At 64.0% G+C, this 21,972-nt stretch carries 19 protein-coding genes; 6 read left to right on the top strand and 13 right to left on the bottom strand.

Features of this window, described 5'->3' with window-relative positions; all coding sequences use genetic code 11:
• From QMB55_RS00115 to QMB55_RS00085, 7 genes are all read right to left on the bottom strand, one after another.
• Positions 1 to 1,656, bottom strand: a complete 1,656-nt coding sequence (locus tag QMB55_RS00115; RefSeq protein WP_497586622.1) for a sugar ABC transporter ATP-binding protein — start codon at positions 1,654 to 1,656, stop codon at positions 1 to 3.
• Positions 1,657 to 1,746: 90 nt separating this feature from the next.
• The gene (locus QMB55_RS00110; RefSeq protein WP_497586621.1) at positions 1,747 to 2,913 is read right to left on the bottom strand and encodes a DUF3798 domain-containing protein; all 1,167 of its coding nucleotides are present in this window, start codon (positions 2,911 to 2,913) and stop codon (positions 1,747 to 1,749) included.
• 513 nt (positions 2,914 to 3,426) lie between these two features.
• Positions 3,427 to 4,449 carry an ABC transporter ATP-binding protein gene (locus QMB55_RS00105; protein WP_497586620.1) on the bottom strand — a complete coding sequence of 341 codons (1,023 nt, stop codon included), beginning with the start codon at positions 4,447 to 4,449 and terminating at the stop codon, positions 3,427 to 3,429.
• Positions 4,446 to 5,423 carry an ABC transporter ATP-binding protein gene (locus QMB55_RS00100; protein WP_497586619.1) on the bottom strand — a complete coding sequence of 326 codons (978 nt, stop codon included), beginning with the start codon at positions 5,421 to 5,423 and terminating at the stop codon, positions 4,446 to 4,448. Before QMB55_RS00100 ends, QMB55_RS00105 begins: the two co-directional genes overlap by 4 nt.
• A gap of 8 nt (positions 5,424 to 5,431) precedes the next feature.
• A complete protein-coding gene (locus tag QMB55_RS00095; RefSeq protein ID WP_497586618.1) occupies positions 5,432 to 6,343 on the bottom strand; it encodes an ABC transporter permease in 912 nt (303 codons plus the stop codon).
• Between the two features lie 90 nt (positions 6,344 to 6,433).
• Positions 6,434 to 7,414, bottom strand: a complete 981-nt coding sequence (locus QMB55_RS00090) for an ABC transporter permease (protein WP_497586617.1) — start codon at positions 7,412 to 7,414, stop codon at positions 6,434 to 6,436.
• Between the two features lie 48 nt (positions 7,415 to 7,462).
• Positions 7,463 to 9,058, bottom strand: a complete 1,596-nt coding sequence (locus QMB55_RS00085) for an ABC transporter substrate-binding protein (RefSeq protein ID WP_497586616.1) — start codon at positions 9,056 to 9,058, stop codon at positions 7,463 to 7,465.
• Positions 9,059 to 9,266: 208 nt separating this feature from the next.
• Between QMB55_RS00085 and QMB55_RS00080 the strand changes: the two genes are divergently transcribed.
• The 4 genes from QMB55_RS00080 to QMB55_RS00065 all read left to right on the top strand — a co-directional run bounded on the left by QMB55_RS00080 (position 9,267) and on the right by QMB55_RS00065 (position 11,806).
• Positions 9,267 to 9,971, top strand: coding sequence for a winged helix-turn-helix domain-containing protein (locus QMB55_RS00080; RefSeq protein WP_497586615.1), 705 nt, complete (start codon positions 9,267 to 9,269; stop codon positions 9,969 to 9,971).
• Entirely contained in the window at positions 9,961 to 11,382 is a 1,422-nt protein-coding gene (locus tag QMB55_RS00075) for an ATP-binding protein (protein WP_497586614.1), read from the top strand. The genes QMB55_RS00080 and QMB55_RS00075 overlap by 11 nt, the downstream gene beginning before the upstream one ends.
• A 77-nt stretch (positions 11,383 to 11,459) precedes the next feature.
• On the top strand, positions 11,460 to 11,621 hold the full coding sequence (locus QMB55_RS00070) for a hypothetical protein (RefSeq protein ID WP_497586613.1): 162 nt from the start codon (positions 11,460 to 11,462) through the stop codon (positions 11,619 to 11,621).
• A complete protein-coding gene (locus tag QMB55_RS00065) occupies positions 11,618 to 11,806 on the top strand; it encodes a hypothetical protein (protein WP_497586612.1) in 189 nt (62 codons plus the stop codon). Before QMB55_RS00070 ends, QMB55_RS00065 begins: the two co-directional genes overlap by 4 nt.
• Before the next feature lie 110 nt (positions 11,807 to 11,916).
• Here QMB55_RS00065 and QMB55_RS00060 read toward each other — a convergent pair whose 3' ends face one another.
• From QMB55_RS00060 to QMB55_RS00035, 6 genes are all read right to left on the bottom strand, one after another.
• Positions 11,917 to 12,987, bottom strand: coding sequence for an asparaginase (locus tag QMB55_RS00060; protein WP_497586611.1), 1,071 nt, complete (start codon positions 12,985 to 12,987; stop codon positions 11,917 to 11,919).
• Positions 12,988 to 13,824: 837 nt separating this feature from the next.
• Positions 13,825 to 15,141: a mechanosensitive ion channel family protein gene (locus QMB55_RS00055; RefSeq protein WP_497586610.1), complete on the bottom strand. Its 1,317-nt coding sequence runs from the start codon at positions 15,139 to 15,141 to the stop codon at positions 13,825 to 13,827.
• Entirely contained in the window at positions 15,138 to 16,406 is a 1,269-nt protein-coding gene (locus QMB55_RS00050) for an RsmB/NOP family class I SAM-dependent RNA methyltransferase (protein WP_497586609.1), read from the bottom strand. Before QMB55_RS00050 ends, QMB55_RS00055 begins: the two co-directional genes overlap by 4 nt.
• Positions 16,407 to 16,411: 5 nt before the next feature.
• Positions 16,412 to 17,386, bottom strand: a complete 975-nt coding sequence (locus QMB55_RS00045) for a DUF3108 domain-containing protein (RefSeq protein WP_497586608.1) — start codon at positions 17,384 to 17,386, stop codon at positions 16,412 to 16,414.
• 12 nt (positions 17,387 to 17,398) lie between these two features.
• Entirely contained in the window at positions 17,399 to 18,046 is a 648-nt protein-coding gene (gene purN, locus QMB55_RS00040; RefSeq protein WP_497586607.1) for a phosphoribosylglycinamide formyltransferase, read from the bottom strand.
• The gene (locus QMB55_RS00035) at positions 18,043 to 18,762 is read right to left on the bottom strand and encodes a hypothetical protein (RefSeq protein ID WP_497586606.1); all 720 of its coding nucleotides are present in this window, start codon (positions 18,760 to 18,762) and stop codon (positions 18,043 to 18,045) included. The genes purN and QMB55_RS00035 overlap by 4 nt, the downstream gene beginning before the upstream one ends.
• 83 nt (positions 18,763 to 18,845) lie before the next feature.
• On the opposite strand from QMB55_RS00035, the gene mutL reads away from it, so the two are divergent.
• Positions 18,846 to 20,732 carry a DNA mismatch repair endonuclease MutL gene (mutL, locus tag QMB55_RS00030; RefSeq protein ID WP_497586605.1) on the top strand — a complete coding sequence of 629 codons (1,887 nt, stop codon included), beginning with the start codon at positions 18,846 to 18,848 and terminating at the stop codon, positions 20,730 to 20,732.
• Positions 20,733 to 20,757: 25 nt separating this feature from the next.
• A complete protein-coding gene (gene miaA / locus QMB55_RS00025; RefSeq protein WP_497586604.1) occupies positions 20,758 to 21,747 on the top strand; it encodes a tRNA (adenosine(37)-N6)-dimethylallyltransferase MiaA in 990 nt (329 codons plus the stop codon).
• The last annotated feature ends 225 nt before the right edge of the window (positions 21,748 to 21,972 follow it).

Below are 21,972 nucleotides of genomic sequence, written 5' to 3'. Positions count from 1 at the left end.
CTATTGTCCTCCGCCGTTGGTCGTGCCACCGTTCGTGCCGCGCTCGTCCCGATCGGCGCCGGCCATCAGGATGCCGAACTCCTCGATCGGTGCGGTGTGCGGCAGGATGCCCTCGATCCGCCCTTCGTACACGATGGCGATCCGGTCACACACCGAGCGCAGTTCCTCCAGTTCGCTCGACACCATGACGATGGTCGTCCCGTATTCGCGGTTGTATTGCTTGAGGGTATCGAGCACCAGCATCTTGGCGCCGATGTCGATGCCGCGCGTCGGCTCGGAGACGAAGAGCAGCTCCGGGCGCAGGGCGAAAGCCTTGGCCAGGCAGACCTTCTGCTGGTTGCCGCCGGAGAGGTTGCCGGCGCGCTGGCGCGGGCCGGTGCACTTGATCTGCAGGCGCTGGATGTACTCCTGCGCGAGCTTGGTCATCTCCTCATCGGACCGCCACATGAACAGGCCGCCGAGCATCGGCTTCAGGTATTTATCCTGCACCTGCATGGCGGTGAAGGCGATGTTCCAGTCGATGCCTTCATCAAGCAGCAGGCCGACGCCGCGCCGGTCTTCGGAGACGAAGGCCATGCTGCGTTCGAGCGCCGCGCGCGGGGCGTTGAGCGTCACCGGCTGGCCCTTGAAGCTGACCGCGCCGCCCGAGGGCGACAGGCCCATGATGCCGTTGGGAATGCCCAGCTTGCCCTGGCCGGCGAGGCCGCCGAGGCCGAAGATCTCCCCCTTGCGCACCGCGAAGCTCACATTGCGCACGGTTTCACCGGGCATGTCGACCCACAGGTTTTCGACCTTGAGCAGCGGCACTTCGTCCGGCGCGAGGTCGGTGAGCGTGCGCGAGGCGGCCGCGGGATCGGCCGCGGTGTGGCCCTCGATCGTCCGCCCCACCATCTGCGAGGCGATCTCCTTGGTCGTCGTGCCCTTGGCCGAGAAGTCGTTGACCTTGTGCCCGTCGCGCAGCACGACCACGCGGTCGCACAGTTCAACGACTTCGCGCAGGCGGTGCGAGATGAAGATGATGGCGATGCCTTCGGCGGCGAGCGTCTTGAGCGAGTGCAGCAGCACTTCAGCCTCGCTCTCGGTGAGCACCGCGGTCGGCTCGTCGAGGACGATCAGTTTCACGTTCTCGCGGCACAGCTCGCGCGCGATCTCGGTGAACTGCTTGTGTCCGACCGGCATTTCCTTGACCAGCATCTTCGGGTCGAGCGAGACGCCGAGTTTGTCGATGGCGTGCCGGGCACGGCCCTCCATCGCCGGCCGGTCGAGCGAGCGGATGCGCTCGCCGAAGATGTCGTCGAGCAGCGAGCGCTTGAGCGACTCGCGGTTAAGGAGAATGTTTTCCGTGGTGGTAAAGCCGGGGATGAGCGAGAACTCCTGGTGCACCATGCCGATGCCGGCGTCGAGTGCATCGAAGGGGCTCTTGAAATGTTCCTCCTGGCCATCGAAGACCACCTTGCCTTCGAAGCCGCCGGTTTCGGCGATTTCGGGCATGGCGAAGAGGATTTTCATGAGGGTGGATTTGCCCGCCCCGTTCTCGCCGACCAATCCCACGATTTCGCCCGCCGCTACGTCGAAGGAGACGTCCGACAACACGCGGTTGCCGTAGAAGGCCTTCCCGATGCCGCGCAGGCTCAGAATCGGTTCTGCTGATTGCATTGATTTCATTCCGAACGAATGGACGTGCGTAAGGAAAGAGAGGCCTCGCGGCCTCTCTTTGTTCTCAGCACTTCCTGTTGAGGACTCCGGTCAGGGCTTCTTGGACAGGCCCGACGAGATCTTCAGGTACTTCTCCGGCACCTCGATTTCGGCCGACTTGATGTAGCCCTTGCCGAAGATGTAGGTGTCCTGCAGGAGCAGCACGAAGTTGTTCAGGCGCACGCCGGTCGAGGCATCGACGTAGTACGAGCCGCCCCACTTCGAGCCCGGCGTGTACTTGCCGAAGGCCTTGAAGATGTCACGCAGGTCGGTCATCTTCGACTTGCCTTCGATGACGTTGATCGCGTGCTGGGTCAGGCCGACCGTGCCGCTGTACGGGAAGGAGTACGACCAGGTGCCCAGACGGCCCTTGCCGCCCTTGGCCACGACCGCGGTTTCGATCTTCTTCATGATCGCCTGGAAGTCGCCCTGTTCGGCCTTGAGGTCGATGCCGAGCGCGCCCGGATAGCCGAGCAACGGCGACGGCAGGCTGGCTTCGACGAAGAAGCCGCCATGCTCGACGACCTGACGGATCAGCGGTTCGGTGTGCGCGTCGTTGGTGGCGTAGAACGTGGTGTCCTTGCCGTACTTCTTGATCCACTTCGGCACGTTTTCGAGCAGGAACTGCTGCGCACCAACGACGCCGACGTCGCTCAGCGGATCGGGCGCGGTCTCGAAGACGAACTTGACGCCGAGGTCCTTACACGCCTGTTCGAAGATCATGCGCCGACGGGTCAGCGTCTCGATGCTCATGTGGCGCGGGAAGGAGATGTGCACGAAGGTCTTCGACCCGAGCTGCTTGGCGGCCCAGATCACGCGGTAGCCGGCGGAGACGAAGTCGTTGCGCATGATCAGGTCGGCGACCTTGCCGATGACCAGCGGATCTTCCTGCGGCACGCCGCCGAGCAGGAGGATGTCGGGACGCATCTGACGCACGCGGCGGAAGCCTTCGGTGGCACCCGGCACGGCCTGGTTCATCACGATCGCCTTCATCAGCGGATCGTTGGCCAGCGAAACGATCTGCGAGATCGTCGTTTCCTGTTCGGCGCTGAAGTTGTTGGGGTACGTCAGGTGCTGGATCATCCCGCCGTTCTTGACGTCGCCGTATTCCTTGATCATGGCTTCGGCGCCGCGGACTTCGTCTTCGCCCTGGTTCACCGTTCCGGTGATGATCCCGATGTGGTACTTCGCGGCAGCGAAGGCCTGGGAGAACGGCAACGCACTGCAAACGGCCAATGCGAGACACGCAATTGCTTTTCTTGCTGACAACATGCGACCTCCTCGTTTGTTATAAAGAGTATCCCTGGGTGTTGCCTGCCTTGCAGCGCCTGTACACCAACGACTTCTGGCGTCCGAATCGAGGCAGCCAACGCGTCAAACGTACAACTCAAGCCCCCACGATACTCCCATTTAGTTATTACAAAAAGCATATCAACGGTTTTTTCGCCGAAAATTGCACGCCTGCGTACCCGGCAACGCAAGACCCGCGTACAAAAACGCGCGCAAGCGGCCGCCTTGGATTTGGCAGCGTGCTGAATCCAAAGCAAAAACATCGTCAGGAGAAAAAACGGGGCCGCGCGTGGCGGCCCCGGCGTAAATACAACGCAGGCGGAAAGCTCGATGCAGCGGCCTTAATGCGGGCGGCGCCAACCGGCGCATTGCGCGCCGGCAGCCCAGCCCTTTCCGGCCCGCGCCAGGATGGGGCGCACGCCCCTGCTGGCGGCTACGGCCTTACAGCCGCCCTTCTTCCAAGGCGTGGCAAGCGACACGCACCGGGCCGGAATTGAGCAGTTCCGGACGCTCGTTCCGACAGCGCGCGTTGGCCAGCGGACAGCGCGGGTTGAAGGCGCAACCGCTCGGGGGATTGAGCGGATTGGGCACTTCGCCGGTGACCGGCGTACGCGCCCGCCCGGTGTCGTGCATTTTCGGGATCGCGTCGAGCAACATCCGCGTATAGGGGTGGCGCGGGTTGTCGAACAACTCGTGCTTGGGCGCCAATTCGACCAACCGCCCGAGGTACATGACCCCGACCTGGTCGCTGACATGGCGCACCACCGCGAGGTTGTGGCTGATGAACAGGTAAGTCAGCCCTTGCTCGCGCTGCAGGTCCTTCATGATGTTGAGCACCTGCGCCTGCACGCTGACGTCGAGCGCCGAGGTCGGCTCGTCGCAGACAAGGAACTCGGGGTGCGTCGCCAGGGCGCGCGCGATCGAGATGCGTTGCCGCTGCCCGCCGGAAAACTGGTGTGGATACTTGATCCCGTCCTGCGCCGCCAGACCGACCGACTGAAGCAAGGCCTCGACCCGGCCGCGCACGGCGTCGGGCGAGTTTTCGATGCCATGCTCGCGCAACGGTTCGGCGATGATGTCTTCCACCCGCCAGCGCGGATTCAGGCTGGCATAAGGGTCTTGGAAGATCATCTGGATACGGCGGCGCAGCTTGCGCCCTTCCGGCGTCTCGTACGCGGCATGCGCGTCCTCGCCGTCGAAGGAAAAGGCACCACGGGTCGGCGCGTAAAGGCCGACCAAGAGGCGCGCCACGGTACTCTTGCCGCAGCCCGATTCGCCGACCAGGGCCAGCGTCTGACCACGCTCGATCTCGAACGAAACGCCATCGACGGCACGCAGCAGCAGGCGCGGCTTGCGCTCGATCACCCGGTTCAGCCAGGGCGGAGAAACGTCGAAGGTTTTCGCCAGATCGGTGGCTTTGACCAGCGGCTCAGCGGCGACTTTTTTCAGTTCGGGCGCGTTCATGCGGCCACCTCCAGACGCGCTTCGTGCAACCAGCATGCGGCCTGGGTCTGTCCGGCGCACATCAGATCGGGGCGCACCTTCCGGCAGCGTTCCATCACCCGCTCGCAGCGCGGATTGAAGGCGCAGCCCGTGGGAATGGCGTTGAGGCGCGGCATGGCGCCATCAATCTGGTGCAGGCGCTCACGTTCGCCATCCATGGCCGGAATGCAGGACATCAGCCCGTCGGTGTACGGATGCGCCGGATGGTTGATGACGTTGTGCACCGGCCCGATCTCGGCGATCCGACCGGCATACATCACCGCCACCCGGTCGCAGGTTTCGGCGATCACGCCCATGTCGTGGGTGATCAGCATCACCGCCGCGCCGCGTTCTTTGCACACCCGCTTGAGCAGGGTGATGATCTGCGCCTGGATCGACACGTCGAGCGCCGTGGTCGGCTCGTCGGCGACGATCAACTGCGGTTCTGCAGCCAGAGCCAGGGCGATGACCACGCGCTGGCGCATCCCCCCCGAGAACTGATGCGGGTAATGATCGATGCGCTGCTCGGCGGCCGGAATGCCCGTGTCCTTGAGCAGCTCGATGGCCCGCTGGCGGGCTTCGGCGGCCGAAACCGGCAGATGGGTCATGATCGTTTCCGTCAACTGGCGGCCGATCGAATACAGCGGATTAAGCGAGGTCAGCGGATCCTGGAAGATCGCGCCGATCTTGCGGCCGCGGATCTTGCGCATCTCTTCGGGTGGAAGATTGTCGATGCGCTGGCCTTCGAGCAGGATTTCGCCCGAACTCACTTGCCCCGGCGGCTCCAGCAAACCGATGATCGAGGCGCCGGTCAGCGACTTTCCGGCACCGGACTCGCCGACGACGCCGAGAATCTCGCCCGGCGCGATATCGAAGGAAATGTCGTCGAGCGCGCGCAACACACCGCGACGGGTCGGAAATTCGACGACCAGATTTTTGACTTGTAAAAGACTCATGATGTTGCTCAGCGCAAGCGGGGGTTAAGCGCGTCGCGCAGCCAATCCCCAAGCAGGTTAACCGAAAGGGCGATAGTCACGAGCATCACCCCGGGGAAAATCGTGATCCACCATTCGCCGGAGAACAGGTAATCGTTGCCGATGCGGATCAGCGTCCCGAGCGAAGGCGAGGTCGGCGGCGCACCGACGCCGAGGAAGGACAGCGTGGCCTCGGTGATGATCGCCGTCGCCACCTGGATGGTGGCCAGCACCAGCACCGGACCGAGCACGTTCGGCAAGACGTGCCGGCGCATGATGCGCATCGGCGAGACGCCCGTCACCCGCGCCGCCTGGACGTACTCCTTGTTGCGCTCGACCAGCGTCGAACCGCGCACCGTACGCGCGTACTGCACCCAGCCGACCAGCGAGATCGAGACGATCAGCACGCCGAAGGCCAGCGCACCGTGCGCGTCCGGGAACAGCGCCCGCCCCACTCCGGCGATGAGCAGGGCAATCAGGATCGCCGGGAACGAAAGCATGATGTCGCACATCCGCATCAGCAGGCTGTCGACCCAGCCACCGAGGAAGCCGGCCAGCAGCCCCAGCGAGACGCCGAAGACGACCGAGAGGAAGACCGAGGCCAGTCCAACGATCAGGGAAATGCGCGCGCCGTACATCAGGGCCGAGAGAATGTCCCGCCCCTGATCGTCGGTTCCCAGCGGGAAGCTGAGATTGCCGCCCGCGCTCCAGACCGGAGGCAGACGCGCATTGCCGAGTTCGAGCGAGGCCAGGTCGAAGGGGTTGTGCGGTGCCACCCAGGGGGCGAACAGGGCGCAGAAAATGCAGATGAAGGCGATGATCGCGGCCAGAATGGCCGTCGGCGAAGTCAGGAAACTGTAGCCGACATCGCTATCGTAGATTTTTTGGTAGAGACTCTTCACGGTTGAACCTGTCTGTTGAATGCAGTCGTCCAGGCGGCCACACGGGCCCGCCGAAACGTTTTCGTCATGAATCGGGGCAGGAGACGCACCTTAGTGCCCCCCCGGCTTTTCCACGCGCAACCGCGGATCGACGGCGAAATAAAGCAGGTCGACGATCAGATTGATGACCACGAAGATCAGAGCGGTCAGGCACAGGTAGGCCGCCATGACCGGCACATCGGCAAACGAAACCGCCTGGATGAAGAGCAGCCCCATGCCCGGCCATTGGAAAACGGTCTCGGTGATGATGGCGAAGGCAATCAGGCCGCCGATCTGCAAGCCGGCGATGGTCATCACCGGAACCAGGGTGTTCTTGAGCGCGTGCCCGAAATGAACGGCGCGGTCGGAAAGTCCGCGCGCCCGGGCAAACTTGATGTAATCGGTCCGCAGAACTTCCAGCATTTCGGCCCGGACGAGGCGCATGATCAGCGTCAGCTGGAAGATCGCCAGAGTGATCGCCGGCAGGGCCATGTGGTGCCAGCCCTTGAGGGTGAGGAAACTCGTCGTCCACCACCCGATCCGGGTGACTTCGCCGCGACCAAAACTCGGGAACCAGTTGAGATTAACGGCAAAGATCAGGATCAGGACGATGCCGATCAGGAAGGTCGGCAGGGAAACCCCCAGCAGCGAGGCGGTCATCAAAAGCTGGCTACCGAAGGTCCCGCGCCGAAGCGCCGCGTACACGCCCATCGGAATCCCGAAACAAAGCGCCAGGAAGGCGGCCGCGAGCGCCAGCTCGAGCGTGGCCGGGAAGCGCTCGGCGACCAAAGTCGAGACTTTGCTCCCCTGGCGCAGGCTGAACCCGAAATCGCCCTGAACCGCATTGCTCAGGAAATGCCAGAACTGGGTCAGGATCGAATTGTTGAGCCCCAGTGCATCTCGGGCTTCGCGGATTTGCTCCGCGGTGGCGTCCTGCCCGAGCATGTGGGACACCGGGTCGCCGACGAATTGGAACAGCATGAACGCAATCAGGGCCACGCAAAGCATGACCAATACGGCCTGCGCCAGCCGCCTGAGAATGAAAGCAAGCATAGAATTACAGCACCAGAAAAAACCGGGGCGAACCCCGGTGTGGATCGATTACTTGACGTTGAGTGATCGCCAATCGACGCGGTTGTCGGCTCGATGGATGACGTCCACGCTCTTCTTCATGGCCCAGGGAATGATCTGGTTGTGCAGCGGAATGTGCGCGACATCCTCGTTCTGCAGGGCCAGGGCTTTGGTCAGCAGATCGGTGCGGACCGCCAGATCGGTTTCCTTGCGGGTCCGCTCGACCAGCGCGTCCATCTGCGGGTTGCTGTAGCGTCCGAGGTTATAGTTGCCGTCACCGCCATCGCCGACCGTACGAACCAGCGACTGCAGGGTGTAGAAGGCATCAAAGGTCGGCACGCCCCAGCCGAGCATGTAGATGCTCGCTTCGTAGCGCTGGATCATCGGGAAGTAGGTCGTCAGCGGCTCGGTACGCAGCTTGGCCTTGACGCCAACCTTTGCCCACATCGCGGTCACGGCCTGGCAAATCTGCTCGTCGTTGATGTAACGATTGTTCGGACAGGAGAAGTTCACTTCAAAGCCGTCCTTGTACCCGGCTTCTGCCAGCAGCTTCTGCGAAGCGGCCGGATCGAACGGAAGGCGCTTGTGAATTTCCTTGGTCCAGCCGTTGACCTGCGGGGCAACCATCGCTCCGGTGGGCTGACCGAGGCCGCGCAAGCTCACGCGGGCGATGGTGTCCATGTCGATGGCCTGATAGAGAGCCTTTCTGACGCGGACATCCTTGAGCGGGTTCTTGCCCTTGATGTTGCTGCCGGGCAATTCGTCGCGGAACTGATCCATGCCGAAGAAGATGGTCCGGTTCTCGACGCCGTCGATGACCTTGAGATCAGCATTGTTACGCAGGCGGGGCAGATCCTGCGGGCTCGGATCGAGAACGAAATCCACCTCGCCCGAAAGCAGTGCGGCCATACGGGTCGACACGTTCTTGACCGGGGTGTAAACGATTTCGGTGACGTTGGTTTCGGGCGACTTGTTCCACCAGTTGGGATTACGGGTCAGCACCATCTTCTGATCCGGCTGCCAGCTCTTCAGGATGAAGGGGCCGGTCCCGTTGGCGTTGCGGTGGGCAAAGTTCTCTTCCGAGGTCTTGATGTCCTTGGGCGCAACCGAATTGTTCTTTTCGGCCCAGGCCTTGCTCATCATCCGCAGCTCGGTGAGCTGGTTGAGCAACACCGGATTCGGATCCTTGGTGAAGATATCGATGGTATGGGCATCGACCTTGACGACTTTATCGATGCCGTTGGTAAAGACGGTGAAATTCGAGGTCTTGCTCATCGCCCGCTGGAGCGAGAACACTGCATCGTCGGCGGTGAAGTTCGAGCCGTCGTGGAATTTGACCCCGGTGCGCAAGGTCATGCGCATCTGGGTCGGGGTCACTTGTTTCCAGCTCGTCGCTAGAACCGGCTCCGGCTTGAAGGTCTTCGAGTTGTAGTAAACGAGCGACTCGTAGACTGCGGCGTGAACGCCGCTGCCCAGCGCATTGTTCTGCGAGTGGATGTCCCAGGTCGGGATATCGCTGGCACTGGTCCATTTGAAGGGTTTGGCGTGCACCGCGGTCGGCAACGCGAGCGGTACGGCACAGATTGCGGCGAACAGGGCCGCAAACAGCGTCTGGCGAGTTTTCAACACATGATCCTCCTTGCAGGTTGTTTTAATTACCAACGCCCGGGAATGACATCATGCCATTCCAGAACAATCGCGCCGCGATGGTAGCAACAAAACCCGGGACTGACCATTCCCCTTTTCTTCTTTCGATATAACCCAACGGAATTCATCGAAAGCATCACGAAATTGGACGGTTTCTCACGCCGCAACAAAACGTTATCATCACGCCATGAAAACACACATCATGCTGGTCGAGGATGACGAACGCCTCGCCGAACTCACCGCCGAATACCTGCGCAAGAACGACTTTGAAGTCGCCATCGAACCGCGCGGGGACGTCGCCGAACAACGCATCCTGCAGGAGAATCCGGAGCTCGTGATTCTCGACGTGATGCTGCCGGGCAAGGACGGCTTCGAGGTCTGCCGCGGCGTTCGGTCGCGCTACAAGGGCGTCATCCTGATGCTCACCGCGCGCGACGAGGACCTCGACCAGATCCTCGGCCTGGAGCTCGGCGCCGACGACTACATCGCCAAGCCCGTCCAGCCGCGCCTCCTGCTGGCGCGCATTAAGGCCCTGCTACGCCGCGCGCCGAGCGCCCAGGCCAGCGACCATGACGCCGAAGACGGAGAGCTCGCCTTCGGCAGCTTCCGCATCAGCCAGGCGACCCGCAGCACCCACCTCGGAACAGAGGGGATCGAGCTCACGACCGCCGAATTCGACCTGCTCTGGCTGCTCGCCAGCCACGCCGGCTCGGTGCTCTCGCGCGACGACTTGCTGCAACAGCTGCGCGGCATCGGTTTCGACGGGCTCGACCGTTCGATCGACGCCCGCATTTCGCGCCTGCGCCGTAAGCTCGGCGACGATCCGGAAAATCCGACCCGGATCAAGACGGTGCGCGGCAAGGGCTACTTGTTCAGCAAGCATGACTGGTAAGGAAGACGGCGACAACCGGCTTCTGGCGATCCTCGGGCGCTACAAGCCGGCGCCCTGGCGAGGGCGCGGGCGATACAGCCTCTCGCGGCTGTTCCTCAATTTCTACCTGCTGGTGATGGGCTCCTTCGTGGCCATCGCCTTCTTCGCCGACCTCGTCATCTCGACCGCAGTCAAGGGCATCACCGACGATTACACGCAACGCTTCATGCGCGGCACCATCGTCCTCATCGAGGACGAGCTGTTCCGCAAGCCGCGCTCGGAATGGCCCAAGACGATCAAGGCGATGGACAACAAGTTCGCCTACCGGCTCGACATCGTCCCGCGCTGGACCCTCAAGCTGCCGCCCAAGCAGGCCAACAAGCTCGACGCAGGCGAACTGGTCATCGACGCCGACGGCGACATCCTCTACCACCGCCTCAAGCAGACGCCGGAAATCCTCGTCGTCGGCCCGATTTCTTCGTCTGCGACCGGCGACCGTCCGCGCGCCCTGCCACTCGAACTGCGCATCCGTCTCCTGACCTGGAGCCTGATCGGACTGTGCCTCGCCGTCGCGGTGTGGTTCTGGGTACGCCCGGTGTGGCGTGACCTCGAGGCGCTGCGTCAGACCGCACGGGCGCTCGGCGACGGGCATTTCGAGACACGCGCCCCGGAAGCGCGCAGCCGCGCCTTCGAGCTGCTCACCGAAACGCTGAACGGCATGGCCGAGCGGATTCAGCGCCTGATCGCCACGCAGAAGGAACTGTCCAGCGCGATTTCGCACGAATTGCGCACCCCGATCGCGCGCATGCGCTTCGCCCTGGAGATGGTGACCGAGGCCGAAGCCCTCGACGAACGCGAACGCCTGGCCAAGATGATGGGCGTCGACCTCGACGAACTCGACAACCTGATCGACTCGAGCCTGACCTACTCCCGCTTCGAGCGCGAGCAGCCCGAACTCAACCTCACGCCGGTCGACTTCGAGCCCTGGCTCAACGACGAGGTCGACTCGCTGCGCATTCTCGGCCGCAATCACGAGATCACGGTCGACACCACCCAGTTGCCCGAAGGCCTGCAGGTTGAACTCGATCTGAAGAGCATGCCCTACGCCATCACCAACCTGCTTCGCAACGCGCTCAAATACGCCAAGTCGCGCATCGTGGTGAGTGCCGAGGTGATCGGCAACAGCATCCTGGTGCATGTCGACGACGACGGCATCGGCATTCCCGAAGCCGAGCGGCAGCGCGTCTTCTCCGCCTTCACCCGTCTCGACCGGTCGCGCGACCGGGCCACCGGCGGCTACGGCCTTGGTCTGGCCATCGTCCGCTTGGTACTCGAACAGCACGGCGGTAGCGCCGTCGCCGAAGCGTCGCCGCTCGGTGGCGCCCGTTTCAGCCTGCGCTGGCCCTTGTTACAGAGCGTCACAGAAAGCTGACGAAGGGGCTAATGACCCCTTCGGGACGCCCCCCCTATCATTGCGGCATCCCCTGTTGATCGACGGAGACGCCCGCAATGCTGCAAACCGCCCTGATCCGAGAACGCTTTCTGGCTGACGCACGCCGCCACCTCATGGCCGGTGAAACGACGGCGGAAACGCCGCGCCATCTCGACGAAAGCCAGGGCTGCGCCTCCCGGATGGATGTGGCGGCAGCCCACGTCCAGCACGCCGAATGACCGCCATGTCGGCGCCGCGCCCAGGCTTTCCCATTGCCGAAGGCATCGGCATCTTTGTTGGGGTGGTGGCTTGGGATTTATTGGCCGACGGACATCTGAACATCATCAAGGCCGCAGCCATCGCCGCCCCCTGCTCGCTCATCTGGTACGCCGTGCGCTGCTGGCGCCTCAAACGTAAGGACTGAACGCCAAGAGCAGCGCGCCTGCGACGAACATGAAAAGGGGGCCGCCACTGGCGGCCCCCTTTTCGTTGACGTCCCGGCCCGGAGCATCGCGACTCAAGGCCTAAGCAAGATCAATACTCCCAGAAGATCCGCTGCAGTTCCTTGCTGTCCTGCGTCACCGTCAGTGCCACCGACGCCAGGATCTTGGCTTTTTGCGGGTTGAGGTCATGCGCCACGACCCAGTCGTACTTGTCGTCGGGCTGCTCGGCATTGCGCAACACAAAGCCACCGGCATCCACGCGCGAAGAGCGGATGATCTGCAGCCCCTTGCCGCGCAACTCCTGCAGCGCAGGCACGACGTTGCCGCTCACCGAGCCATTGCCCGTCCCTGCATGCACAATGGCCTTGGCGCCTTTTTCGGCGAAGGCGCGGTAAGCGGTATCGCTGACGTTGCCGTACCCGTAGGCGATTTCCACCAAGGGCAGCGCATCGATCTTGTCGATGTTGAACTCGGAGTTAACGGTATGCCGCTTGGCTGGCAGACGGAACCAGTAGTTCTTGCCTTCGACCACCATGCCCAACGCGCCCCACGGGCTCACGAAGGCGCCGGTCTTGATGTTGATCTGCTTGCTGACGTCGCGCCCGCTGTTGATTTCGTCGTTCATCGTCACCAGCACGCCCTTACCGCGCGCATCCTTGCTTGCCGCAACGCTCACCGCATTGAAGAGGTTGAGCATCCCGTCGGCTGACATCGCCGTTCCCGGACGCATCGAACCGACGAGCACGATCGGCTTGTCACTACGCACCACGAGGTTGAGGAAGTACGCCGTCTCTTCCAGCGTATCCGTTCCGTGCGTGATCACCAGGCCGTCAACATCACCCTGTTTGGCCAATGCCGAAACGCGCTTGGCCAAAGTCACGAGATGGGTGTTGGTGAAACTTTCCGACGCGATCTGGAAAACTTGCTCGCCGCGCACGTTGGCGACATTGGTCAATTGCGGGATTCCGGCAATCAGTTTATCGACAGGCACCTTGGCGGCCTGATACGTGGCGCTGTTGGTGGCATCGGCCCCGGCGCCAGCGATGGTGCCGCCGGTCGCCAGGATGACGACATTGGCCTTGTTCTGTGCCAGCGCGGATGTGCAGAGCAGGAAGGCGGAGAGGAAGGGTACAACCCAACGCAATGCTTTGTTTCTCGACATGGTCAGCAACCTTTCGTCTGTAAAGTGGACAAGCCGTGAACAAAAAAACAATGCAGGAAGACGTTTTGTGCCCGCGCCGGCCTCCGGGCGCGAGCACTCGCTACTTCGGGAAAAGGAAAGAAACCGGACGCGCGGCACCACGTCATCGAAACGCGCTTTCTGCGCCCTCACTCAGGAAACACAGTGAGTCGCGCTCGCCCCTCCCAGTTAGCTTTTATTGTCCAACATATGCAATCTGAAGCCGGCTCAAGCACGCTACTCCCCAGCATCGCATTCGTCAAGCAATGCCCATTGACAGTACTCAAAGCACTCAAGAAAAAAGCAAGCCAAACGCCAAAAACAACAAATACAATGAAACAAACAACAAAATGATGTTAGTATTTGTCCGTGCATGGCGAAGGCAGTCCAAGCAATGCATGACCCTCCTTGGGCCATCTGACAACGATGGCAGTCCTCAACCGCGCCCCCGGGCGCGGTCTTTTTTTGCGCTCCAAAAACAGAATGCGCAATCTTCTGCCACCATTCAGGGCATCGTCACAAACCGTCACCGAACTGAGGCATAAGTGCAACAGAGTCGGAGGCACAAATCGATAGAATGGTCACATCTGTTTCAGCCCACCCTGCTGACAACATTTGACCCTCCCTGGCCCATCATCGAACGATGGGACCCTTAGACCGTGCCCCGAGGCACGGTTTTTTTTATCCTGCATTCGCGGATAACGGAGTGGAAAGCACTCGTCAGAAAGGTCGCCCGGAGACATCAAGGGCGTGAGGGTAGGCTTGAGACATCCCGCCTCACTTGGCCGCGCGACCTGGGCGCGGCCAAGCCGACACTGCTCAAGGCCGGGGCAACTCAACGGTCGCCGGAGGGCGCACGCGCAGTTCGCGTTGCGGGAAGGGAATCTCGATCCCGTGGGTACGGAAGGCCTGCAGGATCGCCCGACCGATGTCGGAGCGTACTCCACCGGTACCGTTCTCCGGGTCGGCGACCCAGAAACCGACTTCAAGATTGATCCCGCTGTCGGCAAAATCGACCAGCAAGGCGCCCGGCTCGGGATCGGCGAGCACCCGCGGTTGCTCCCGCGCCGCATCCACCATCAGGCGCATCGCCAGATCGAGATCCGTGTCGTAGCCCACCTGCACGGCCAGCGCCACCCGTACCCGGGTGTCGGCAAACGACAGGTTACGTACGATGTTGTTGACCAGATATTCGTTCGGGACGATCACGTCGGTACCCGAAAGCATGCGAATCACCGTGTAACGCGTGGTGATCTGGCTCACCGTCCCGGTCGTCTTGTCGTCCACGGCCACAAGGTTGCCCAGGCGGATCGAACGATCGAGCAGGATGATGAAGCCGCTGACATAATTGCTGGCGATCTTCTGCAAACCGAAACCGAGGCCGACCGCCAACGCGCCGCTGAACACCGACAGCGCGGTGACGTCGATGCCGACCAGCGACAGGCTACCGAGCAGTGCCACCAGCGTCAGCACCGCCTTGGCCACCCGCGCCAGCACTTCGCGCAGGTTGCCGTCGAGGTTGCTCGCGGCCAGCAGCCGGTTCTCGATCAGGCTGGCGAACCAGAGCGCCAGCAGCAAAGTCGCGCTGACCGTCAGGAGGCCGTTGATCAGCAGCCACAGGTTGAACTCCTGCTTCCCCACCCCGAAGCTGACGTGCTCGAGCGCGGCGATCAGCGGCTGGGCCAGACCGCTCAGATGCAGTACCACCGCCCCCCAGATGGCGAGGCTCAACCAGCGCTCGAAACGGCTCAGCCATTCGCCGTTGGGCATCACGCACCGCAGCAGATACACGAGCAGGCGCGCCAGCGCCCAGCACGTGAGCAGCGGCGCAGCCAGGGCGAGCAGGCTGAGGTGCGGGACTTCCAGGTCCTCCAAGACACGACGCAGGACAACGACGAGAGCCAAGGCGACCAGCGGGAAGGCCACCCGTTTCAGTCCACCGGCGCCGAAGGCCGCCAACCCGCGGCCCGGAGCGCTCGTCGCGGCGCCGGGCGTCGTCCCGCGACGCAGACGCAGGGTCAGGAGCCAGGCGAGGCCCAGCACGGCCAACAGGCCCGCCAAGACCCAGTAGAACTCGACGAAGCGAACGTCTTGCCAGAGTTCGCCGAAGAGGGAAAAAAGACGCGCTTCTTTCATCGACGCTCCATGACAGCGGCAAAGAAACCATCGGTCGAATGCAGGGACGGCAAGAGTTGCAGCATGCCCTCCGACGACCCAGACAATCCGGCGACACCCTGGCGCGCCAGAATTTCCCCCGCATCCAACAGAGCAAAGTCAGGATGCGCGGACAGGAAAGCCATGACCACCTCGCGGTTCTCGGCGGCCAACAGGCTGCAAGTGGCATAGACAAGACGACCGCCCGGTTTGACCAACGTCGAGGCCGCGGCCAGGATCGAAGCCTGCTTGACCGTCAGTTCGGCGACGCTGGCCTCGCTCTGGCGCCACTTGAGGTCGGGGTTGCGGCGCAGGGTGCCGAGTCCCGAACACGGCGCATCGACCAGCACCCGGTCGAGCTTGCCGGCCAAGCGCTTGACCTTGGCGTCGTGCTCGCGCTCGATGCGCACCGGATGGACGTTGGAAAGGCCCGAGCGCGCCAGGCGCGGCTTGAGTTTGGCCAGCCGCTTTTCCGACACGTCGAAGGCATACAGCCGCCCCTGCGAGCGCATCAAGGCACCGAGCAGCAAGGTCTTGCCGCCGGCACCAGCACAGAAGTCGGCGACCATCTCGCCGCGCCGTGGTTGCACCAAGAGGCCCAGCAGCTGGCTGCCTTCGTCCTGTACCTCGACGCTCCCGTCCAGGAACAAGGGATGACGCGCCAGTGCCGGCTTGCCCTCGAGGCGGATGCCGTAAGGCGAGTACGGGCACTCGCTCGCGGCGATCCCGTCCGCTCGCAGGCGGGCCAGCACTTCGCCGCGTTCGGCCTTGAGCGTATTCACCCGCAGGTCGAGCGGCGCGCCCTGCACCAGGCTGGCGGCCAGCGCCTCCAAGGCCTCCGGCTCGTATTGCGCCGCCAGCGTTGTTTCCAGCCAGTCGGGCAGGTCGTGGCGCACGGCCGCGGGCAGCGCCGCACTGTCGACGCGCTTTACACCGGCCAGCCATTCGGACTCGCCGTTACGCAGCACCGGTTCGAGTTCACGCAGGTTGATCCCCTGCCCGCAGAACAGCGCCGCCAGCACCAGCGCGCGCGATTCGGCGCGCGTACCGCAACGGGCCAGCAGCGAGCGCTTGCGGCGCAGTACGGCGTAGACGGTTTCGGCGACGAAGGCACGGTCGGAACCGCCCATCTGGCGATGCTCGCGGAAGTAGCGCGAGACGATCGAATCGGCCGGCGCATCAAAACGCAGGAGTTGGCTGAGCAGGGCCTCGGCGTGGCCGAGAAGGGCGGGAGAAAAACGCTTCATGTGGACTATTCGGGACTCATCAAGATTTCGGTGGCAACCTGCACCAGGCTCTCGCCTTGCGGGTCGAGATGGCGAATTTTAACCGGGAGCATCAGGTAATCGTAAGCCAACCACAGTTCGGTGGTGTTCGCCCCCGGCGCGCGCAGGTGCAGGGTGCGCATCGTCCCGGCCGGCAACTCGAGCACTTCGTCGCCCAAGACTTCGAGCCGGTACTGGCCGTACTTCTTGCCCGTCGCCAGCGGCAGCACCATACCCTGGCGCACCTCGGGCAGGTAACCTAATTGGTAGTTGAAGGAGAGCAGATCCTGAGCGCCCCGGTCGAGCGCTTGTGGCGCGCGGTCGCCGATGCGCACAGTCATTTGTTCCCAGTCGAAGGCCGCGCGTTCGCGTACCGCGCCGTTGCGACGAACGACGAAATCGTCCGGGCGCAAGCCTTCGGCCGTCATTTCGCCCCGGCTGACCATCTCGATCCGCACGGCTTTGAAAAGCCACACCAGGCCCGTCGTTTCGAGCTGCGATTCGATCCGGTAACGGCCATCGGCGATCTGCCAGACGTGACGCGCCGTCCCGATCTCGAAGCCCTGATCGCCACGTTCGACGCGGAAATTGACGCGCCCATGCTCGGGAATTTTGTGCGCATCCGCCGGCGAAGCGGGCGCCGGCGTTCCGGTTTGTGCATCGGCGGAGGCCTTAGCACTCTGCACAACGTCTTCGGCGACGTCCGGCCCCGGGAGCAACGGCGGCACCGCAGTGTCGGCGGCTTGCTCCGTCGTCAGTGGGACGGCCTTGGCCGCCGGTTTTGTGCGCGGGCGGGGTTTGGGCGGCGGTTTCTCGGGCTCCGGTGGCGGCCGTTCGAGCGGCCGCATCTCGGCCAAGATCGGGGTCGGTTCGGGCTCATAGCTTTCGACCTGCGTTCCGAACAGCACCACCGCATGCAGCCCGAGCGAGGCGGCGAAGGCGAGGAGCAGCGCCAGCGGCATGCCGCCCCGCCGCTAGCGGAGGTCCGGCGCGAGCAGTGCCTGCGTCGTCCCGTGTTCGCCCCGCACGCGCACGCACGCGCCGTCGAGGTGCAATCGCCCTTCGACGAACCAACGCACGGCCAGCGGATAGAGGCGATGCTCCTGCACCAGGACGCGCGCCGCGAGACTGGCCTCATCGTCGCCATCGACGACGGGCACCGCGGCCTGGGCGATGATCGGTCCGTGGTCGAGGGTCGGGGTGACGAAATGCACCGTGCATCCATGCACGCGCACCCCGTCGGCCAGTGCTCGACGGTGGGTATGCACACCGGGATAGGCGGGGAGCAGAGAGGGATGGATGTTGATCAGGCGTCCGGCGTAGCGATGCACGAAGCCGTCGCTCAAGATGCGCATGAAACCAGCAAGCACCACGAGGTCGGGCGCGTAGGCGTCGATGCGCGCCGCCAGCGCGAGGTCGAAACTGGCGCGATCGGGGTACCCGCGGTGATCGAGCGCCTCGACGGGCACGCCGCGTTCGGCCGCCAGCGCCAGGCCTTCGGCGTCGGGACGGTTGGAGAGCACGGCGGCGATGCGCACCGGCAATGGTTCGTTGGCAATGGTGTCGAGCAGGGTCAGCATGTTGCTGCCCCGCCCGGAAATGAGGATGACGATGGACTTCATTTGATTCCCAGGGCACCGACGGGCAGGAACACCGCAGTCGCGACACTTTGAGTGACGCGGGTGATCGTGCGCCCATTTTTGTCGGCCATGATGCGCGACATGAAATCGAGCAGGCCGATAATGCGGCCGAACTCGCGCTCAAAGCTCAGATTCGGATTGTTGCGGTCGAGTTCATTCGAGTACAGCAAAATTTCGCCGTGCGCGTTGCGCGCCGAAGACAGCTTCCACACCGCGATCTCGAAATTGCGCGCGCAATTGTAGAGCTTTTGCGCATCGAGGTCGTCGAGCACGTAGAAATCGTCCTTGCCCTCGAAAGCCGCGTAGGTCATGCCCAGAAGCCCTGCCATCACGCCCAGGACGCGGTCGCCACGGTAGTTCGGCCCGAGCGCGAAAAGGGTGGCCGCACCTTCACTCCGACCTTCGAGTTCGGGGAAGTTGACCGCTCCAGCGAACAGGCGCCGCAGCGCGGCCTCCTGGCTGACCTGACCGGCGCGCTGCCATTCGACGGGATTGCGCCGGTAGAGCTTGTCGGCGATGCGCCGCAGCCCGGCGACCACCTCGGCGCGACTGAGGTCGATCACCCGGTCGATCTCGGTCTTGGCCAGGTAGCGCGGATCGAAACGGTTTTCCCGCCGCCCGGCCGAGTCGACCTGCGTGGCGCAACTGGCGACCAACAGCCCGGACAGGGCGATGGCGAGGAAGGTGGGACGGAACATGCCTCATGATTACTTAAAGCGTACCTCGCCGCAAGCACGCCGCCCCCCCGGCGCCGTCCCGATTCGCCGGTATAATCTCGGGCATGCAAGAGACACGCCGCATCCAGCTTCTTCCCGACCTGCTCATCAGCCAGATCGCCGCCGGCGAGGTGGTCGAACGCCCCGCCTCGGTGATCAAGGAACTCGTCGAGAATGCCCTCGACGCGGGCAGCTCCGCCATCCAGATCCAGCTCGAGGAGGGCGGCGTCAAGCTCATCCGCATCACCGACGACGGCCGCGGCATCGCCCGCGACGACCTCGCGCTGGCGCTGACCCGCCACGCCACGTCCAAGATCGCCTCGCTGGCTGACCTCGAAAGCGTCGCCACCATGGGCTTTCGCGGCGAAGCCTTGGCCTCCATCGCCGCCGTCGCCCGGCTGACGCTGACCAGTCGGCGCGGCGACGACGGCCACGCCTGGCGCCTGGCTGCGCACGACGACGCCGAGCCGCAACCGGCCGCGCTGGCCGCCGGCACGGTGGTCGAGATGCGCGACCTTTACTACAACACGCCGGCGCGGCGCAAATTCCTCAAGTCCGAAGCGACCGAGTTTGCGCACTGTGCCGACGCCGTCAAACGCATCGCCCTCGCCCATCCGGCGGTGGCCTTCACCCTGACCCACAACGGCCGAACCAGCCTGCACCTCGCAAAGAGCGACGCACGCGGCCGCGCCGCAGCCATCCTGGGCGACGATTTTCTGCACGAGTCGCGCACCGTCGAAGCCGCCGCCGGGCCGCTGCGCATCACTGGCCTGTGCGCTCAACCAGCGCATTCGCGCGCGCGCAACGACGCCCAGTATTGCTACGTGAACGGCCGCTTCGTGCGCGACAAGCTGCTCACGCACGCGCTGCGCGAAGCCTATCAGGACATGCTGCACGGCAGCCGTCACCCGGCCTACTGCGTGTTCCTTGAGGTCGATCCGGCCACCGTCGACGTCAACGTCCATCCGGCGAAAACCGAAGTCCGTTTCCGCGATGGTCGCGCCGTCCACCAGTTCGTCTTCCACGCCGCGCAGCGCGCCCTCTCGGCGCCGCTCGCCGGCCCCGCCGAACTTGCCGCGACCACACCAAGCCGCACGCTGGAAGCGCCTTCCGACGCGCCCTCCAGCCGGCCTGCAGCGCCCGTCCCGCTTGCCTCCCAGGCCACACCCTCTCCGGCACCGACACGCGCGAATGCTCCGACCTGGTCGCCACGGCAAGACAGCCTGCGCATCGCCGAACCCGCCGTCGGCGCCTACTACGCGTTCAGCGCGGCCGCACAACGCGCAGCGACGCCCGCCGAGCCCGCACCCGAACGCCCCGTCACCGAAGCGCCGGGGACCGCCGCCAGCGCGGCACAGGAAGAGACTGCGCCGCCGCTCGGCTACGCCCTCGCCCAGTTGCACGGCATCTACATCCTGGCGCAGAACGCGCAAGGGCTGGCGCTGATCGACATGCACGCGGCGCACGAACGCATCCTTTACGAAAAGCTCAAAGGCGCCTTCGACGGCCGTGCGGTCGCCACCCAGTCCCTGCTCATCCCGGCGGTATTCAACGCCGAGGCACTCGACGTCGCCGCTGCCGAAGAACACGCCGAGGCCTTGCACACGCTCGGCTTCGACCTCGCGCCAATGGGGCCGACCCAGCTTGCCGTGCGCGCCGTCCCGGCCCTTCTTCAAGCCGGCGACCCGGCCGCGCTGGCGCGTGCCCTGCTCGCCGAGTTGCGCGAACACGGCGTCAGCCAGCTGATGACTGCCCGCCGAAACGAACTGCTGGCAACGATGGCTTGCCACGGAGCCGTTCGCGCCCGGCGCCAGTTGTCGGTGCCGGAGATGAACGCCCTGTTGCGGCAGATGGAAGCCACCGAACGCGCCGACCAGTGCAATCACGGCCGCCCCACCTGGACCCAGCTCTCGCTTGCCGAGCTCGACCGTCTTTTCCTGCGCGGCCGCTAGCCGACGCACACGCCGGCGCCAACCCATGCCACTCGAATCCCGCTCGACCGCCGCCGTTGCCCTGCCGGCGCGCCCCAAAGCCATCCTGCTCATGGGCCCGACCGCCAGCGGCAAGACTGCGGCCGCCCTGGAACTGGCCCGGCACTTCCCCATCGAACTGATCAGCGTCGACTCGGCCCAGGTTTTCGTCGACATGAATGTCGGCACGGCCAAGCCAGACGCAGCCACGCTGGCCGCCTTCCCGCACCACTTAATCGACCTGATCACGCCGGAAGAAGCGTATTCGGCCGCCCGCTTCCGCAACGACGCCCTGGCCTGCATGGCCGACATCGTCCGACGCGGACGGATTCCGCTGCTCATCGGCGGAACCATGCTCTACTACAAGGCGCTGCTCGAAGGTCTGGCCGAACTCCCTGCCGCCGACCCGGCCATCCGCGCCGAGATCGACGCACTCGCCGCCACCCACGGCTGGCCGGCGGTGCATGCCGAACTGGCGCGCGTCGATCCAGAAGCCGCGCGTCGTCTGCACCCGACCGACAGCCAGCGCCTGCAAAGGGCGCTGGAAATCTACCGCTTGAGCGGAATTCCAATGAGCGCCCTGCTCGCGCAAGGCGAAAAGCAAACGCCGGCTTACGACTACCTCGCACTCGGTTTGCTTCCCTCCGACCGCGCCGTTCTGCACACGCGGATCGCCGCGCGGTTCGACGAGATGCTGGCGCAGGGGCTCGAAGACGAAGTGAGCGCGCTCAGGCAACGCTACCGCCTCTCGCTCGAGTTACCGTCGATGCGCTGCGTTGGTTACCGTCAGGTGTGGGAAGCACAAGACGGGCGGATCCCGCGCGGCGAGCTGCGCGATCGCGGCATTTACGCCACGCGGCAACTGGCCAAACGCCAGCTCACCTGGATGAAGAACACCCTGCGCCCCGAGCTTTTCGACAGCCTGAGCGCGGACGTGCTCGACCGGCTGAGCGCTCGAGTGAGTACTTTTCTGGAATCTGGCGAAACGCGCGCCTGATCTACCCGCCAGTTAGCTGTCGTAGGCTGCCGTCACAAACCCAGGAGAAGACCACCGAATCCGCCCCGGATTCGTTTCCCCCGCGCACACGATCGTCGCCCCCTTTGCTGGATTACCGCCCCCACGACATTTCCCGCACGATGCACGTCGCTTCACCGACGCGGTTGTGGCGTGTTTTTGGTAGGTATTGGGAGGTGTTTTGCTGAGGTTTTTGTGTGGGTAAAC

The sequence above is a fragment of the Propionivibrio sp. genome, assembly GCF_041441355.1.
Classification (GTDB): Bacteria; Pseudomonadota; Gammaproteobacteria; order Burkholderiales; family Rhodocyclaceae; genus Propionivibrio.
This window is presented reverse-complemented; position numbering and strand designations above follow the sequence as displayed.

Coding starts and splice junctions, on each gene's coding strand:
- QMB55_RS00055 (WP_497586610.1), bottom strand. CDS start 15,141: ATGAAAGAAGCGCGTCTTTTTTCCCTCTTCGGCGAACTCTGGCAAGAC.
- QMB55_RS00080 (WP_497586615.1), top strand. CDS start 9,267: ATGAAAACACACATCATGCTGGTCGAGGATGACGAACGCCTCGCCGAA.
- QMB55_RS00070 (WP_497586613.1), top strand. CDS start 11,460: ATGCTGCAAACCGCCCTGATCCGAGAACGCTTTCTGGCTGACGCACGC.
- QMB55_RS00060 (WP_497586611.1), bottom strand. CDS start 12,987: ATGTCGAGAAACAAAGCATTGCGTTGGGTTGTACCCTTCCTCTCCGCC.
- QMB55_RS00105 (WP_497586620.1), bottom strand. CDS start 4,449: ATGAACGCGCCCGAACTGAAAAAAGTCGCCGCTGAGCCGCTGGTCAAA.
- QMB55_RS00100 (WP_497586619.1), bottom strand. CDS start 5,423: ATGAGTCTTTTACAAGTCAAAAATCTGGTCGTCGAATTTCCGACCCGT.
- QMB55_RS00090 (WP_497586617.1), bottom strand. CDS start 7,414: ATGCTTGCTTTCATTCTCAGGCGGCTGGCGCAGGCCGTATTGGTCATG.
- QMB55_RS00065 (WP_497586612.1), top strand. CDS start 11,618: ATGACCGCCATGTCGGCGCCGCGCCCAGGCTTTCCCATTGCCGAAGGC.
- QMB55_RS00045 (WP_497586608.1), bottom strand. CDS start 17,386: ATGCCGCTGGCGCTGCTCCTCGCCTTCGCCGCCTCGCTCGGGCTGCAT.
- QMB55_RS00050 (WP_497586609.1), bottom strand. CDS start 16,406: ATGAAGCGTTTTTCTCCCGCCCTTCTCGGCCACGCCGAGGCCCTGCTC.
- QMB55_RS00115 (WP_497586622.1), bottom strand. CDS start 1,656: ATGCAATCAGCAGAACCGATTCTGAGCCTGCGCGGCATCGGGAAGGCC.
- QMB55_RS00075 (WP_497586614.1), top strand. CDS start 9,961: ATGACTGGTAAGGAAGACGGCGACAACCGGCTTCTGGCGATCCTCGGG.
- miaA (WP_497586604.1), top strand. CDS start 20,758: ATGCCACTCGAATCCCGCTCGACCGCCGCCGTTGCCCTGCCGGCGCGC.
- QMB55_RS00035 (WP_497586606.1), bottom strand. CDS start 18,762: ATGTTCCGTCCCACCTTCCTCGCCATCGCCCTGTCCGGGCTGTTGGTC.
- purN (WP_497586607.1), bottom strand. CDS start 18,046: ATGAAGTCCATCGTCATCCTCATTTCCGGGCGGGGCAGCAACATGCTG.
- mutL (WP_497586605.1), top strand. CDS start 18,846: ATGCAAGAGACACGCCGCATCCAGCTTCTTCCCGACCTGCTCATCAGC.